The organism is Shouchella oshimensis, from assembly GCF_002019765.1.
Classification (GTDB): domain Bacteria; phylum Bacillota; class Bacilli; order Bacillales; family Bacillaceae_D; genus Shouchella; species Shouchella oshimensis.
Genome location: NZ_KV917380.1, coordinates 2,026,044 through 2,040,806, shown reverse-complemented (window position 1 = coordinate 2,040,806; position 14,763 = coordinate 2,026,044). Strand labels below are relative to the sequence as shown.

16 protein-coding genes are annotated in these 14,763 nt (G+C 40.1%); 4 read left to right on the top strand and 12 right to left on the bottom strand.

The window, feature by feature from the left end; genetic code table 11:
- Genes BK583_RS10325 through ilvA form a run of 6 tightly spaced genes read right to left on the bottom strand, consistent with a single transcriptional unit; the run spans position 1 to position 3,922 of the window.
- Positions 1-408 (bottom strand): TlpA disulfide reductase family protein, encoded by a 408-nt coding sequence (locus BK583_RS10325; protein WP_038480108.1) that lies wholly within the window; start codon positions 406-408, stop codon positions 1-3.
- A 43-nt stretch (positions 409-451) separates the two neighbouring features.
- Positions 452-883 carry a BrxA/BrxB family bacilliredoxin gene (locus BK583_RS10320; protein ID WP_038480111.1) on the bottom strand — a complete coding sequence of 144 codons (432 nt, stop codon included), beginning with the start codon at positions 881-883 and terminating at the stop codon, positions 452-454.
- Complete coding sequence (locus BK583_RS10315) at positions 867-1,196, bottom strand: thioredoxin family protein (protein WP_038480114.1); 330 nt, start codon at positions 1,194-1,196, stop codon at positions 867-869. The genes BK583_RS10320 and BK583_RS10315 overlap by 17 nt, the downstream gene beginning before the upstream one ends.
- Positions 1,189-2,130: a ribonuclease Z gene (gene rnz / locus BK583_RS10310; RefSeq protein ID WP_055737684.1), complete on the bottom strand. Its 942-nt coding sequence runs from the start codon at positions 2,128-2,130 to the stop codon at positions 1,189-1,191. The genes BK583_RS10315 and rnz overlap by 8 nt, the downstream gene beginning before the upstream one ends.
- Positions 2,131-2,133: 3 nt before the next feature.
- On the bottom strand, positions 2,134-2,658 hold the full coding sequence (locus tag BK583_RS10305) for a type 1 glutamine amidotransferase domain-containing protein (RefSeq protein WP_055737683.1): 525 nt from the start codon (positions 2,656-2,658) through the stop codon (positions 2,134-2,136).
- Positions 2,659-2,677: 19 nt separating this feature from the next.
- On the bottom strand, positions 2,678-3,922 hold the full coding sequence (gene ilvA, locus BK583_RS10300; protein ID WP_095150307.1) for a threonine ammonia-lyase IlvA: 1,245 nt from the start codon (positions 3,920-3,922) through the stop codon (positions 2,678-2,680).
- Between the two features lie 194 nt (positions 3,923-4,116).
- On the opposite strand from ilvA, the gene BK583_RS10295 reads away from it, so the two are divergent.
- Positions 4,117-4,314, top strand: coding sequence for a hypothetical protein (locus tag BK583_RS10295; protein WP_038480126.1), 198 nt, complete (start codon positions 4,117-4,119; stop codon positions 4,312-4,314).
- A gap of 59 nt (positions 4,315-4,373) precedes the next feature.
- Here BK583_RS10295 and BK583_RS10290 read toward each other — a convergent pair whose 3' ends face one another.
- Positions 4,374-4,751 carry a YppE family protein gene (locus tag BK583_RS10290; RefSeq protein WP_038480129.1) on the bottom strand — a complete coding sequence of 126 codons (378 nt, stop codon included), beginning with the start codon at positions 4,749-4,751 and terminating at the stop codon, positions 4,374-4,376.
- 42 nt (positions 4,752-4,793) lie between these two features.
- The gene (racA, locus tag BK583_RS10285; RefSeq protein WP_051667522.1) at positions 4,794-5,324 is read right to left on the bottom strand and encodes a chromosome-anchoring protein RacA; all 531 of its coding nucleotides are present in this window, start codon (positions 5,322-5,324) and stop codon (positions 4,794-4,796) included.
- Between the two features lie 184 nt (positions 5,325-5,508).
- Between racA and BK583_RS20445 the strand changes: the two genes are divergently transcribed.
- The gene (locus BK583_RS20445; RefSeq protein ID WP_139366181.1) at positions 5,509-5,619 is read left to right on the top strand and encodes a spore protein; all 111 of its coding nucleotides are present in this window, start codon (positions 5,509-5,511) and stop codon (positions 5,617-5,619) included.
- 29 nt (positions 5,620-5,648) lie between these two features.
- On the opposite strand, the gene BK583_RS10280 is transcribed toward BK583_RS20445, so the two are convergent.
- Positions 5,649-6,551 (bottom strand): DUF2515 family protein, encoded by a 903-nt coding sequence (locus BK583_RS10280; protein ID WP_055737681.1) that lies wholly within the window; start codon positions 6,549-6,551, stop codon positions 5,649-5,651.
- Between the two features lie 162 nt (positions 6,552-6,713).
- On the opposite strand from BK583_RS10280, the gene recU reads away from it, so the two are divergent.
- Together recU and BK583_RS10270 are read left to right on the top strand one after the other, a co-directional pair.
- Positions 6,714-7,307 (top strand): Holliday junction resolvase RecU, encoded by a 594-nt coding sequence (gene recU / locus BK583_RS10275; protein ID WP_055737680.1) that lies wholly within the window; start codon positions 6,714-6,716, stop codon positions 7,305-7,307.
- Positions 7,308-7,327: 20 nt separating this feature from the next.
- Positions 7,328-10,027, top strand: coding sequence for a penicillin-binding protein 1A (locus BK583_RS10270; RefSeq protein WP_055737679.1), 2,700 nt, complete (start codon positions 7,328-7,330; stop codon positions 10,025-10,027).
- A 23-nt stretch (positions 10,028-10,050) separates the two neighbouring features.
- Here the strand turns inward: BK583_RS10270 and BK583_RS10265 are convergent, their stop codons facing one another.
- Genes BK583_RS10265 through nth form a run of 3 tightly spaced genes read right to left on the bottom strand, consistent with a single transcriptional unit; the run spans position 10,051 to position 14,763 of the window.
- On the bottom strand, positions 10,051-13,599 hold the full coding sequence (locus BK583_RS10265; protein WP_055737678.1) for a dynamin family protein: 3,549 nt from the start codon (positions 13,597-13,599) through the stop codon (positions 10,051-10,053).
- Positions 13,596-14,111 carry a YpoC family protein gene (locus tag BK583_RS10260; protein WP_055737677.1) on the bottom strand — a complete coding sequence of 172 codons (516 nt, stop codon included), beginning with the start codon at positions 14,109-14,111 and terminating at the stop codon, positions 13,596-13,598. Before BK583_RS10260 ends, BK583_RS10265 begins: the two co-directional genes overlap by 4 nt.
- Positions 14,104-14,763 carry an endonuclease III gene (nth, locus tag BK583_RS10255; RefSeq protein ID WP_055737676.1) on the bottom strand — a complete coding sequence of 220 codons (660 nt, stop codon included), beginning with the start codon at positions 14,761-14,763 and terminating at the stop codon, positions 14,104-14,106. Before nth ends, BK583_RS10260 begins: the two co-directional genes overlap by 8 nt.

Below are 14,763 nucleotides of genomic sequence, written 5' to 3'. Positions count from 1 at the left end.
TTAAACAATCGTTGTTAAACTAGCCATAATGGACGCTATCGAAGCGTTTTCTCCGAACCTATTCACAACGAGTAGTTCTTTATTTAACAATACGGTTGTCGGTACACCTTCACAGCCAAACTGATCGTATACAGTTGTTCCGTCATCTTTTAGCACGAGGAAATGGTGATTGTGCTGTTTGAGCCACTCTTGCAAATCGACTTCGCCTTCACGCCCTGTTACATTAATAGTGACAAAACAAAGTTGATCTTGGTCCATCGTTTGATAGAGTGCTCTTTTAGCAGCTAGATCTTTATAAGAATCTGGGCACCAAGACGTCCAAAAAGTGAGCATAACTGGACGCCCTTTCGCCTCTTTTTCCAATTCCCAACGTTCTCCACTACCTAATTTGTTTAATTTAAAATTCATAAAAACACCTCTAAGAAAAAAACGTTCTCTGTAAAAAGAACGTTTAACAATGTTCGTTGTATGCTGTCGCCAAGTTACGAATGATGGCTTCAGGTTCTGCTCCCTCAATCTCTTCTCTAGGTATAAAATGAACCACTTCATTTCCTTTCAGCAATGCCATTGAAGGAGATGATGGCGCATACTCTGGAAACTTCGCACGCATTTGCGCTGTCGCGTCGCGATCTTGACCAGCAAATACGGTCACCAGTTGGTCAGGTGTGCGATCATGTTTTAAAGAATAAATTGCTGATGGACGTGCAAGCCCTGCCGCACAGCCACAAACAGAATTAATAAACACTAGTGTTGTTCCCTCTGCATCAGCCATAAACGTGTCCACTTCATCAACTGTTTTTAATTCTTCAAAACCAGCGTCTGTTAATTCTTTTCGCATCGGTAAAACGACTTGGCGCATGTATTCTTCATATGCTGTTGACATTAGTAGTAACCTCCTTTAAATGGTGCTGCAAATCGATCACAGACTTAAATTGATACGATAAGCGAATCTTTCTTCCATCCTTATAATAAATCATCGCTGGTACACTTTCAATTCGATTGCTCATCGCAAATTCAGGCGCAAGCTGTAGATTAAGTTTTAAAATAGGATCTGTAAACTCTTGAAGGCTCTCAACAACGTGAAGCATTTGTTCTGCTAGTTGACACGTTCCGCAAAATGGTGAGGAAACATAAACCCAACCTGTCCAATTCTGTTGTAGCCGCTTGTTAAGCTCTACAATGGAAGTTTCAATCATGAGTTGTTAATTCACCTTTCTTAGATAAGTTCAATACAAGCATGTCTTCTGCCACAATGACTGAAGGGAATGCTGTCTTAGCCTCATGAAGATAAAACGTTTCATTTTGGGCATAACGTGATGAGATGTGGGTTAAAACAAGGTGTTTTACATGGGCAGAAGTCGCCAGCTTTGCCACATCTTGAATGGTTGAATGTCCAAAGTCTCCTGCATGGGCTTGGTGATCAGAAGCAAATGTTGCTTCATGAACGAGTACATCGGCTTCCTTAGCTTGTACACTTACTTCCTCCACCGGAGCCGTATCTCCGCAAATAACCACCGTCCTACCTTTGATTGGCTCCTCGACGTAAAGAGAGCCATCAAGCCACTCTCCGTTTTCAAGTTGAACATGCTCACCTTTTTTAATCGCTGCATACAAAGGTCCAGGTGAAACGCCTTTCTCTTTTAATGCCTCTACATCGAGCTTTCCCGGCTTCGCTTGTTCTTCTATACGGAAACCAAAGCTTTGAACAGGGTGTTGTAAAGAGAACACCGTAATAGCACAGTCTTCATGTTCGAATTGACAAGAGCCAGCCAATTCAACAATGGTAAACGGGTATTTTAAAGCTGTATTCGTTGCCGCTAAAGAGCGCTCTATATACGCTTTAATACCTTTAGGGCCATAGAGCGTTAATGGTGTTTTCCCACCTTGAAAAGAGCGACTACTTAATAATCCAGGTAATCCATACACATGATCACCGTGAAGATGGCTTATAAAAATCGTCGAAATGGCCGGTATTGACAATGCTGAATGAAGAAACTGATGCTGTGTAGCTTCCCCACAATCAAATAACCAGACACCTCTTTTTTGTTCTAAAAACCGTAAAGCAAGTGCACTAACGTTTCGCTTTTTTGCCGGAACACCTGCTCCTGTTCCTAAAAAATGAAATTCCATCGCTTATTGTTCCGCCAACTTATCCGCAAACGCTTTAGCATAGGGTGGTAAATCTGGTGGGCGTCTGCTTGAGATAATATGTCCATCACCGATAACGGCTGTATCGTGCCATGTAGCCCCTGCATTAACCATATCGTCCTTAATACCTGGTGTGCTAGTTACATTTTTTCCTTGTAGGATATTTGCCGAAATTAATACCCAGCCCGCATGACAAATTTGTCCAATTGGCTTTTGAGCTTGATCCATTTCCTTCACAATAGAAAGCAGGGTTTCATAGCGTCGTAACTTATCTGGTGCCCATCCACCTGGAATTAAAATACCGTCATAATGAGAAACTTGCACTTCATCAAATTCGTACGCAGCCGTTGCTGGTACTCCATACTTACCGATATAGGTCTTTCCTTTTTCATGTCCTACAAGATCAACAATGGCACCTTCTTCTTGTAAGCGAAGAATTGGATACCAAAGTTCTAAGTCTTCAAATTCTTCATCTACCGCAGCGATAATTTTCTTTCCTTTTAACCTCATATTGTCTCCTCTTCTTCTATTAAATTAGTAATGAAAATAGACTTTCATTTTTATTTACTTCTTCGTAACCAAAGCCTAGCTCGTTCATTCGCTGAATGAGCCCATCATAATCTTTATTCGACTTTAACTCGATGCCAATTAACACCGGTCCGCTTGATTTATTGTTTTTCTTCGTATATTCAAAGCGGGTTATGTCGTCTTCAGGTCCAAGTACATAGAGAATAAATTCTTTTAACGCTCCAGCCCGCTGAGGAAATTCTATAATAAAGTAGTGTTGTAATCCTTCATATACGAGAGAGCGTTCGCGTATTTCTTCCATACGACCAATATCGTTATTTCCACCGCTAACCACGCAAACGACGGATTTCCCTTTGATTTTATCCGCATAAAGATCTAAAGCTGCTATTGGCATCGCACCAGCAGGCTCGGCAACAATCGCATTTTCATTGTACAGTTTAAGAATCGTCGTACATATTTTTCCCTCAGGGACTAAAATAATATCATCTAAGTATTGTTTACAAATATTGTACGTTTTTTCACCGACACGCTTAACTGCAGCTCCATCCACGAACTTATTAATTTCAGGGAGCTCCACTACACCGCCTTGCTTGATCGCTTCTTTCATCGATGCGGCGCCAGCTGGTTCACAGCCAATCATTTTAGTGGCGGGACTAATGCTTTTAATATATGTTGAAATGCCGCTAATCAAACCCCCACCGCCAATGGATGAGAAAATGAAATCAGGGGTTTCTTCCATATCATTCAATATCTCCAAGCCAACTGTTCCTTGACCAGCGATAATGTGATCCTGATCAAATGGATGAATAAACGCTAGGTTGTGTTCATCGCGGTAGCGCATAGCCTCTGCATAAGAATCATCAAACGTATCGCCAGTTAATCGAACATCAACATAATCTCTGCCGAAAAATTCTACTTGCGCGACTTTTTGCTTCGGTGTTGTTGAGGGCATAAAAATAACGCCTTTAATTTTTAATGCTTGGCAAGAATACGCAACACCTTGGGCATGATTCCCTGCACTTGCACAGACTACACCAGCGTTTAATTCTTCTTTTGACAGCGAAGAAATTTGATAGTACGCTCCTCGAATTTTAAAAGAACGGACAACTTGAAGATCTTCACGTTTTAAATACACCGTACAACCGTACCGCTCTGAAAGTACTTGATCCTTTTGCAATGGCGTATGAGTAATAATGTCTTTAAGCATTTGATTTGCTCGAATAATATCTTGTAGGGTTGTCGCCATTTTACTACGTCCTTTCAGCTTAAACATTTACACATAAAATACTTCTTATAATGAAATAATCTTACCATAGTGTCGTACAAATAGAAATGGAATAGTGCGCTTGCACAAGCTGCATTCATCTCTTATAATAGAAGGTGTGAACGTTTGCACGTCCCTATACATAGTTGTAAACCGTCATTAAAGGAGGTTATGTCGTGTTCAAAAAAAGCGTTGTTGCTCTAATTATGATTGTGATTCTTTCTGTTCTTGTTTATGAACCAACTGCTTTAGCAGCTGCTGCAGAAGCTAGTGAAGGCGATAGTCCGGATACGATGTTACGATGGACGTTAAATATATTGTCTATTGCTACTCTAGGATTTTTGTCGTATTTAATTATTTTTGATCGTAATTAAAACCAATTAAGTATACTTAATTGGTTTTTTTGCGCAAAAAACCATCTAACGAATGGTCGTTAGATGGTTTTGTTGTTTGCATGCTTAATTTCTTCTAAAACTGCGTCAAGTACAAACGTAACAGATTTAAACGTTTCTCTTTGCCTTCTCATTCCAGAGGATGGATAAAAAGACTTAATCGCAACTACGTCTAAATTTTCAACTGTTTGTTCTACTTGGCTCACGTGAACAAGCTTTGTATAATGCTGCATCAGAAAAGGCTTTACTAGGCTTGCCCATTCCTGTGCGAGTGGCTGTACTTGATCAGCAAAGGGTTTTACTTTTCCATAAAAATCAACTTCATAAGCAGGATCCTTTTTTACAACATCAATATAGAAAGTTTCTGCTTCTTTTGTAAGCGCGCGTAGCGCTTCCGTCGTCTGTTTTAACCTGTCCATTCGTAACACCTCGACTGTTAGTGTAGCAAGGAATAACGAATTTTAAAAGCTAAAAAAAGAAAGAATGGCTTTCCATGTCCGATGAGGATAACGCTTTGGCTCTTTAAACGGTCTACCATTGCCATCGTCTTCTTGTTGATACCGCTCTTCCATTTGAATTAAACGATTTTCAAGCCGATCCAAAACCTTCATCATATCATCAAGTTCTGAACGATGCTTTAAAAGCTGATAGCTAACAACATCATCCGCTTTCGTCTCTAATCGTTGCTCAAGTACGTGAACTTGCTGGTACATTTGCTCTAACTTTGCGTCATATTGCTTCTTTGGAACTGATGGGATACGCTTTTCCTTTTTGTGCTTCGAATCCGAATCAAGTGATATGTCTTTTAACTTTTTTCCTGCTCGCAACTGTTCCTGTATAGAGCGAAATAATGGTACATGTTCATCTGTATATAAAAAATGTCCCTGCTCGTTTACATCGCACGAAATCTTAAAAAACTTTGTCCATCGTTGAATGGTCGTTGGGTTGACACCTAGCTCCATTGATACTTCCTTTGTTTTATAACTCGCCATTTTCGGTTCACTCCTCAACCTTTTGTCGTTGCTATACACATTCTCCCTTCACTCTGTTATTCCTACAAGGCTGACAAAACTAGTTTTCATTCAACAAAGATTGTAGAAATCCATTTTATCCCCATTTATTCGACGGATAATTTGCGATTTGTTGCCTCATACTGTTGCTAAGGGGGTGATTTTGTTGAAAGAGAAAAAACAACGACAAAAAGAATCAAAGAAAACCACGAAAAGAGAGCGTGCCACTACGGATTTAGACAAAAAACTAGGTGGTCCAAATCGACCAGCGGAATAAATAAAAAAAGCTGTATCACACAGCTTTTTTTATTTGTCTTTTGTTAGCCAGTTCAACCAAGCTAGTTCCATTTGAGCTACGTACACATTGACTTTTTTCGGCTTACATACTTCCAGCGGTGTAAAAAGCCGCTCTACTTTCTCTGGTTGCTGGGACTCATACCAATCCGTTTGTTCAACGTTAGCATGTGAACATCGAGGGTACACGACTCGAAGAGGTAAACTTTTTCTCGTGACACCATAATCGCCTCTTGAGCCAGTTGGTTCTACTTCATCCATAAATTGATGAAATGAATACTGTAGTGTTGGGTGATACAGTAAATGAGCTAACCGTTTTCCTAGTTCAATTCTTTTTATCGGGTTTGCAAAGTTTTTGACACATTCACCATACATTGTATTCACCGTACACGGTAACTGTGGGAAAAGAACATGGCTAAAATGAAGGTAAGACTCCATTTTATATAAAGCCGATTGAAAAAATGCTTCTACTTTTGATCGTTGAAACAACCGCTCCTCCACCATCATTTGTTCATTAATGATCAATGCAATTAAAAGACGCCATTCATCTTTCTCTTCTAAAAATCGATTCCACTCTCGTATCATAAAAATAGACACACCATGTTCTTGTAGCGATAACACGTTCCATTTTCCAGTTCGTTTATACGCTTCATACATTACTAGCTGAGGATAAGCGTCTCGAAAAATGAGCCAGTTTGCCCGTTCATAAATCCAAGCAATGTTCTGTCTTGTTGAACGAGATAATAAAGAACGGAAGGGTTCAATGGTTAAATCTGTTAAATTCCACCCCGCATTACGAGACACCATCCCGGCTAAACGTGCCCAACGAATTTCTGGATGCTTACGTCCAAATTGCTCATATGCCTTTGTTCGTGCTATATTGTCAACATTAAAAGTAGCTACTCGTCGATCCATTTCATGTTTTCCCTCATTTTTTCATTAATTTTTCAACAGATCGCGTGTTCTCTTCCGTTACTTTTTTCCATTGTATGTTAAACTATAGATTGGCTTACTAATTACCTTTCCTCGATATCTTCAAAACCATGCGAACAATTTTACCGGGAAGGTTGTGAGAACTTGTCTATTCAATATCCTAATGGAAAACGTTATCGGACGAATCAACAATTAAATAAGCCAAATGCATCTATTGCTTATGGTGGAAGAGGTATGTCTTTTGAAGCGGACATCGATGAATCGAATCAATTTTACTTAATGAAAGAAAAAGCTGTTATTCATAAAAAACCAACGCCTATTCAAATTGTACAAGTAGACTACCCAAAGCGTAGTGCCGCCGTCATTAAAGAGGCCTATTTTAAACAAGCATCTACCACCGATTATAATGGCGTATATAAAGGTCGTTACATTGATTTTGAAGCGAAGGAAACTAAAAACAAGACGTCCTTTCCTTTGCAAAATATTCACTTACACCAAGTCAATCATATGCGAACGGTTGTTCAGCAAAATGGTATTTGCTTTTTATTGATTCGTTTTTTCTATACACAAGAAGTCTATTTGCTCGATGCACCTACACTGATTTCGTTTTATGATAACCAAAAAGAGCGAAAGTCAATAAAAAAAGCAGATATCGAAACATACGGTCATATGGTTCATACAGGATATCAGCCGTTTGTTGATTATTTACGAACGGTCGACGAACTCTATATTAAGTAAGCATCAAAGGGGAGAAAAAGATGGCAGATGAATACAAATCACGCCAAGAGCGAAAAACTGCGCAAACAACGAGTAAAAAAAGTAAAAAATCAGCTGGAAACGGTGGCACTGGTGGCAAAAAGCCAAAAAGATCGTTAATAAAGAAAATTGTACTTGTCTGTCTTATTTTGTTCGGTATCGGTTTGATCGGTGGCGGTGTTGCCGTTGGCGTTATTCTTGCAAACGCCCCTGATATTGAAAGAGAAAAGCTAATGCTTCCTCAATCTTTACAAGTACATGATATGGACGATGAGCTTGTGTTCACGCTAACCGGCGGAGAAAATCGGATTAATGCGGACATTAACGATATGCCTGACCACCTTCAAAATGCATTTTTAGCAATTGAAGACCATCGCTTTCGTGATCACTTCGGTGTTGACGTCCGCCGTTTAGGTGGAGCCGTACTTGCCAATCTTCGAGAAGGCTTTGGTGCTGAAGGTGGTTCGACCATTACACAGCAGTTAGTAAAGAACTTATTTCTTTCGCAAGACAAACAGTTAACAAGAAAAATTCAAGAAGCGTATTTAGCGATTCAACTTGAACGAATGTACTCAAAAGACGAGATTTTAGAAATGTATTTAAATCAAATTAACTTAGGTCCGTCTGCAGGTTACGGTGTTCAGCTTGCTGCTGAAGCTTATTTTGGCAAAGATAACTTACAAGACTTAACGATAGCAGATGCTGCCGTACTCGCTGCGATTCCACAACGTCCACGTGACTTTGACCCTGTAAGAAACCCAGAAACGAATGAAAAACGTCGTAACGTCGTTATTGACCGAATGGAACGAGAAGGGTTTATTTCAGCTGAAGACGCTGAAGAAGCACGTACTACAGATATAAACGATCAAATTAATTATACCGAAACAGAAAACTCAGGTTGGTATACATTTTATGATGAAGTGTTAAAAGAACTTGATGACCTTGGCTTTACAACTGATGAAATTTACCATTCAGGATTAAAAGTGTACACGACACTTGACACTGAAGCCCAGGACTTAGTAGACGCTGTCTTAAAATCTGGAGAGTATGAAGGCCTACCATTCCCTGATAACGAAGATTTTCGTGTTGGTGTCACATTACTTGATACGAAGTCAGGTGCAGTCCGCGCTATGGGAAATGGAACAGAAGAAAATGATGCTCGGGTAAACAACTACGCTTCTATTCAAACGAATCATGGTTCGGTTATGAAGCCTCTACTTGGCTACGGACCAGTTATTGAAGAAGAACAATGGTCAACAGGTCATATTATTGCAGATGAACCTTATAACTACTTAACCGGCGAAAAAGGGCCTGTGCGAAATTTTGACCGCCAATTTAAAGGAAATATGCGCATGCGTCAAGCGTTAGCAGAATCACGAAACGTCCCTGCCGTTAAGGCGTTAAATGAAGTTGGTCAAGAACAAGCATACGAATTTTTAGAGCGCATGTTTGTACCAGGTGGGGCGCAAGTTGAGTCTGGTATATTAGGACCAGCAGAAGGATCGACAAAAGAAATTGCCGCAGCGTACGCTGCCTTCGGAAACAACGGTGCTTATACTGAACCGTACACGATTCGTAAAATCGTCTATCCTGATGGACGCGAGATTGACGTTCAGCCTGAAACAGAACAGGTAATGGAAGACTACACAGGTTATATGGTTACGGATATGTTGAAATCAGTCATGACAGACGGAACCGGTACGAGTGCACAAGTGCCAAATGTACCAATAGCTGGAAAAACAGGAACATCAAACTTTTCAGAAGCAGAAATTGCTAATTTAAATGCTGCTGCAGGTACTACTGTCTATCCAACGTCAGCATTTACAGGTTACAGTACAGAATATACACTGTCCACATGGATTGGCTTTACTGATCGACGGGGAGATAATTATTTAACAAACGACCACAATCAAATTACGCGTAATTTATTCCGTCACATTATGACGGGTGTCCACCAAGGTGTTCAAGCATCTGACTTTACCATGCCCGATTCGGTGGAACGTATTAGCGTCGAACGTGGAACAGGAATGTTACCAAGCGCAGGAACGCCAAGTAGCGAAATTGTCTCTGAATTATTTGTTCGTGGAACAGGACCTTCTCAAGTATCGGAAGAATTTGCTCAAGATATTCCTGACCCAAGCGGACTTGATTACAGTTACGATGAAGAAGCTGGCACCCTAACCTTCTCTTGGTCCTACCCTGCTGATTTATTAGATGATGTTGAGTTTGAAACTTCCATTAGCTCAGGTTCATTAGATGTTTCATCTGACTCGTTAACTGCTACTGTTAACGGCGTAAGTCCTGGAAGCTATACCTTTAGCATTCGTGCCCGGGCAACTGACGGAACGAGTGGAGCTAGTTCCTCGGTTTCAATAACAGCTACTATTGAAGACGAAGATGATGATGATGACGAGGAAGAAGAAATTGAAGAGGATGACCCAGTTGAAGAGGAACCAGCAGAAGAGGAGCCATCTCAAGATGAAGATGGTAATGATGATGACACGAACGGTGAAAACAACGATGGTTCATCAGATGACGATTCTTCAAATGACGACTCTTCGAATGATGATTCTTCTACAGATGATGGTTCAACCGATGGTGATGATACAGGCTCTGGAGAGCCAGCTGACCCTGGGAATGAAACCGATGATTCTGATTCGAACTCTGACCAACAAAATACAAATGATGACGATCAAGAATAGCAAAAAAGCATAGGGATTAATCCCTATGCTTTTTCATTTACCCATTGTTGTAAGGCACTACGTTCTGCTTGAATGCTTTCTTGAATCGTAGCTGTATAAAGCTGTCGCCGCTTCGTGATCTCTGCCACAACTTTTGCTTCTAACAGCTTGGCTTGTTTTTCAAACAATTTTGTACTTATTTCTTGTAACATTTGTTGAGTATGTTCCTCTTCTTTCCTTAGACCTGCACGTATTTGCTGAACGAGCTCTTCTACTAACGTTTCTTTCACTTGTTTCACTCGACTGCCTTCAAAAAAGTCTTTCAGAGATTGAAATGACCCAACGTTTGACTCAATAGAAAGTGTTGTTGTTAGCGTTCCTTGCAATGTCTCTAATTGGATCGATTGTTTTGCATGCGGAAATTGAAATCCAGGTACGGTAGCTTGAACAGACTGTTGCCATTCTTTTTTCCACTGCTCAAATGCCCGTTGAAGCATAAGACTAATGCGGGTCATCGTTGCTTTTAACTCTTGATTTAGATAAAAAACACTATCTTCATTCCATGTTGCTAACTGGGCAGCTAGCACTTCCTTCTGTTTTTTTCGAGATGGGCCAACAATCGTAGCCACGTTGATAAATTCAATGAAACGATCACGGCTTACATACGGAATGCGCTCACGTAAATAAGCAAATAACTCACTCGCCTCTTGCTCCACTTTCATATGGAATGACTTCCCGTAATCTTGCTTAAACGAATCCAGCATCGTACTTAACTGTTGTTCAAATTGTTGTTGCTGGGCTTGCTTTTTTTCATCAGAAAGCGCTGTAAACACTTCTGCTTCCTGTAAATACAGTACATATTGGTTTACATTTGCTACAAATAACGTTCGATTTGCTTCCTTTAAAGACGTTAATAATGGTCCATAAAGCTCTTGTTTAAAGTAATCAAAATCTGTTGATGAGGCTTGTTCTTCAAATACATTTTTGCTTGAAAGAGAAAACAGGGCAGGGTCATCAATTCCTGCTTCTTCAAGTGATCGCATGACAAATGATTCTACACCTTGGCGCTCTTGTTCATTTGCCGCTAAATCAATTGCATTTAAAATAAAATATAGCTTTTTTGAAGCAAACTGCTTATTCATTTTACCTAATTGCTCAATAAACTGGGCATCCGCTCGTGAAAATGAATGGTTATAGTACGTTACATACAATATGGCATCAGAGGCTTTTACTTGTTCATACGCAACATTTGTATGTCGTCCATTAATAGAGTTGACCCCAGGCGTATCCACTAAAGTCAAGCCTCTTTTCGTCCATTCGCACTCATAATAAATTGTCGCATTGGCAATCAAACAAGCAACATCTTCATTGACGATTTTCTCGCTTAAATCAGCCAGGGACACGACTTCGTCTTGCTCAACAAAGGACTCAAAACGTTTCATACTTTTCTGTAACGTTTCAATATAGGACAAAGCTTGTTTTTTTGCTGCCGTTGTGGCTTGATACGTTTTCGTGCGAAAGCGCTGAAACTGTTCAAGCGTAAGCGACACGTCTAATAACTGGGATATCGAAGTTAATTCCCCGCGTAATTGTTCATATGTCTTGTACTGGACAAAGACATCACCGTTTGCATAACCCGATGTGGGACGAGTTACAGTTGTCACCGTCGCTGTTGTTGGGTGAGGAGAAGCTGGTAATACTTTTCCCCCTAATAATGCGTTCGCCAAACTTGATTTTCCTGCACTAAACGCGCCAAATAATGACAAGGTAAATTGCTCTGTTTGAATATGTGCAATCTCTTGCTCAAGCTGTTCATGCCAATCTTGCGTATACGCTTTTTTTTCAAATTGATTCATCGTTTTGTGCAACGCTGCAATCGCTTCATCTGTTACGCGAATGTGTTCATTGGTCAATCGACGTTCTGTTTTAATCGTTGGTAGAAGAGTGGCTTCAGTGCTTTGTTTCACTTGCTCTTTCCACGATGACGGGCTGTCTTCAAAATGAACTTTTTTTGTCACTATTTCCTTTAACGCATTCGAAAAAGCCCCTTTATCATCTCTTCGGTTTGCTTCCTTCATTATTTCACGAATAACCGTTTCTTTTCGCTCTCTTGCAGATAAATAGTGAGACACATAAGGCTTCATCGCTTCAAGTTGATGTCGCCTCTTATGGGCTTCTTGCTTTTTCTGTTCATCGTAAACCCGCAATTGCTCTTCTGCAATGGAGAGTACATCAAGTGCTTGCTTCTTTAACTGCCGTTTAATGTCTTCTGTTCGCTCTTTTGTATACTGGTAGACAAATGAATCAGCGAATGTTGTCTTCGGCACGGCTTCCTCTAGAAAAGATGGCGTTGCCGTAAATGAAAGGGATTGAATAGCGTCTAAAAATATAGATTGGTTTGTCATTTCTTCTAAAGGAAGCGATTGCAGAGATTGTCTTAGATGAAACACAAGCTGTTTGTTAATTTGATCATTAAGCTCATGTAATACCTCTTCTTGACGATGTATTCTCTCTTGTGCCATTTTTCGCTTCGATGCAAAGAGACCCATTTTAAAATTCGGGCGCATAGCGTCAAGCCAGTTAGCTGTTTTTTCTGTTAAGATTGAATTAAATACCGTTGCTTGTCGAAACAAATTGTCCCATTCCTGTAAAAAGTGCTGATGGCGAGCCACTGAACCTTGTTCAGCTTGTGCTACTTTTTCTACATGCTCCTCATAATTCTCAATATCAGTTAACTGATATCCCTTATGTTGAAGAGTTTCAGTAAAACTGGCCCGTTCCTCAGCCCAATCATCCTCTACTCTTCGTTGAATCGATTTATAAAAACTGTGTTCAATTTTTGTTTTCCCTGCTTTGACTAATTCATGTCCATAAAAAAATAGCGACATTAAAACAGCTTTTAAACGCTCAAGCTCATCATGTGGTGACTCTTTAATCGTTGTAAAAAACAAATCGTGATACGCAATTCCCCATTCCGCAAGTGTATCTAAAATACTCTGTTTGTAGCTTTGAAAAGACAATTCGTCATCACGATGTTTATCAACTTGGTTGACAACAATAAAAAGGGGTTTTCCCTCATCAGAAAGTTGCTTTAAGAAACCTAGATTGGTTTCTGATTTAACGTGGTTGTAATCCATCACATAGAGTAAAATATCAGTCGTGAAAAGCGCTTCTAATGTCACATGTTGGTGGGTTGGATCAGTTGAATCAACACCTGGTGTATCAATTAAGCTACCCGCATGTTGCAAAAACGGTATCGGCGCATAGATCATTAGTTTCTCAACATTTGCCCCATCCATGGCGTACCTTTTAATTGCCGCCCAGTCAATTGTTCCTCGGAAAGACTTTTCCGTACCATCTGTATGCACAACTACTACTTCTAGATCACCATGAGCTATCGTAATTTGATTGGCACTTGTAGGTATTGGACTTGTAGGTAAAATGGGCACACCTGTTAAATGATTGATTAAAGATGACTTTCCAGCAGAAAAATGTCCACTTAACGCAATGGATAACGTGTTTTTACTTTGAATACGTTCCCACTGAAGCTGTTCGTTGTCTGTTAAATTCGCATGCTCTTTTACGTCATTCACAGCTGACTTCCTCTCTTTGACAATTTCTTCAACAGATCGACCCGCTCATTCAGTTTGTTCAGATCTTCCATAAAGGAGCAAAGCTGAACAAACCCTCGGTCTCCTTGTCCATGTAAAACAAATAACACACGATCCGCTGCATTTAAGGGTGCATGAGTAAACGTATGTACATCATGTGCTACTTGCGTTAACTTTACTCTTTGGCCATTCAACCAGTATAGGCTTTGTAGCATAAACGCTTTCATAACTAGCTGTTCATGAGCGATTTCTTTACCCTTTCCTTCTTTAAGTAAAGCCAGATGCCGATCTTTCTGACAGGTAAACGTGCGTTGGAGCTCACGGATTGCTTCTGTTGTATTGACTTGCCACGGCTTCGTAAATGCCGTTATATCTTCCATAAAGGGATAGCTTAGCTGGCGCGTTATAAAATCTTGTCCCTCGTCTACATAAACCTCTTCTCCATCACGATAAAAGGGAGCTACACAGAAAGAGGAAGGAACCTTTTTATACATGGTCCTTCACTCCTTTTAATCGTTTTTTCCCTTCTCTGCACATAAAGGCCAATGGACATTGCTGACATTGGGGGTTTTGTGCTTTACAATGATAGCGACCAAAGAAAATCATTCGGTGATGGGCATCAGACCAATCAGCTTTCTCAATTTTCTTTTCAAGTGTTTCTTCTACTTGTTTAACAGAGTCTTTCCAACGACATATACCAAGTCGCTTTGATACACGTTCCACATGTGTATCAACAGCAATAGCTGGAATATTAAATGCTACACTTGTAACGACATTGGCAGTTTTTCTTCCAACACCTGCGAGTGCTTCTAAATCTTCTCGAGCAGACGGAACCTCTCCGTTATGATCGTCGAGTAACGATTGCGCCATTTTTTTTATGTTTTTTGCTTTATTTCGATATAATCCAATTGAACGTATGTCCATTTGTAGTTCCTCAATTGGAACTGCACAATAATCTTCAGGTGATGTGTATTTAGCAAACAACCTTGGTGTTACCCGATTGACTAATGCGTCTGTACATTGTGCCGATAGCATCACTGCAACGAGTAATTCGAACGGATTAGCGTGAACTAGTTCACACTCCGCTTCAGGGAACATGTCTCCCATTTTATCGATGACAAATTGGGTATCTTTTTTCGATAACAT

Excerpts from the sequence above, each read along its gene's own strand:
- BK583_RS10325 (WP_038480108.1), bottom strand. The coding sequence starts at position 408 with ATGAATTTTAAATTAAACAAATTAGGTAGTGGAGAACGTTGGGAATTG.
- BK583_RS10320 (WP_038480111.1), bottom strand. The coding sequence starts at position 883 with ATGTCAACAGCATATGAAGAATACATGCGCCAAGTCGTTTTACCGATG.
- BK583_RS10315 (WP_038480114.1), bottom strand. The coding sequence starts at position 1,196 with ATGATTGAAACTTCCATTGTAGAGCTTAACAAGCGGCTACAACAGAAT.
- rnz (WP_055737684.1), bottom strand. The coding sequence starts at position 2,130 with ATGGAATTTCATTTTTTAGGAACAGGAGCAGGTGTTCCGGCAAAAAAG.
- BK583_RS10305 (WP_055737683.1), bottom strand. The coding sequence starts at position 2,658 with ATGAGGTTAAAAGGAAAGAAAATTATCGCTGCGGTAGATGAAGAATTT.
- ilvA (WP_095150307.1), bottom strand. The coding sequence starts at position 3,922 with ATGGCGACAACCCTACAAGATATTATTCGAGCAAATCAAATGCTTAAA.
- BK583_RS10290 (WP_038480129.1), bottom strand. The coding sequence starts at position 4,751 with ATGGACAGGTTAAAACAGACGACGGAAGCGCTACGCGCGCTTACAAAA.
- racA (WP_051667522.1), bottom strand. The coding sequence starts at position 5,324 with ATGGCGAGTTATAAAACAAAGGAAGTATCAATGGAGCTAGGTGTCAAC.
- BK583_RS10280 (WP_055737681.1), bottom strand. The coding sequence starts at position 6,551 with ATGGATCGACGAGTAGCTACTTTTAATGTTGACAATATAGCACGAACA.
- BK583_RS10270 (WP_055737679.1), top strand. The coding sequence starts at position 7,328 with ATGGCAGATGAATACAAATCACGCCAAGAGCGAAAAACTGCGCAAACA.
- BK583_RS10260 (WP_055737677.1), bottom strand. The coding sequence starts at position 14,111 with ATGTATAAAAAGGTTCCTTCCTCTTTCTGTGTAGCTCCCTTTTATCGT.
- nth (WP_055737676.1), bottom strand. The coding sequence starts at position 14,763 with ATGTTATCGAAAAAAGATACCCAATTTGTCATCGATAAAATGGGAGAC.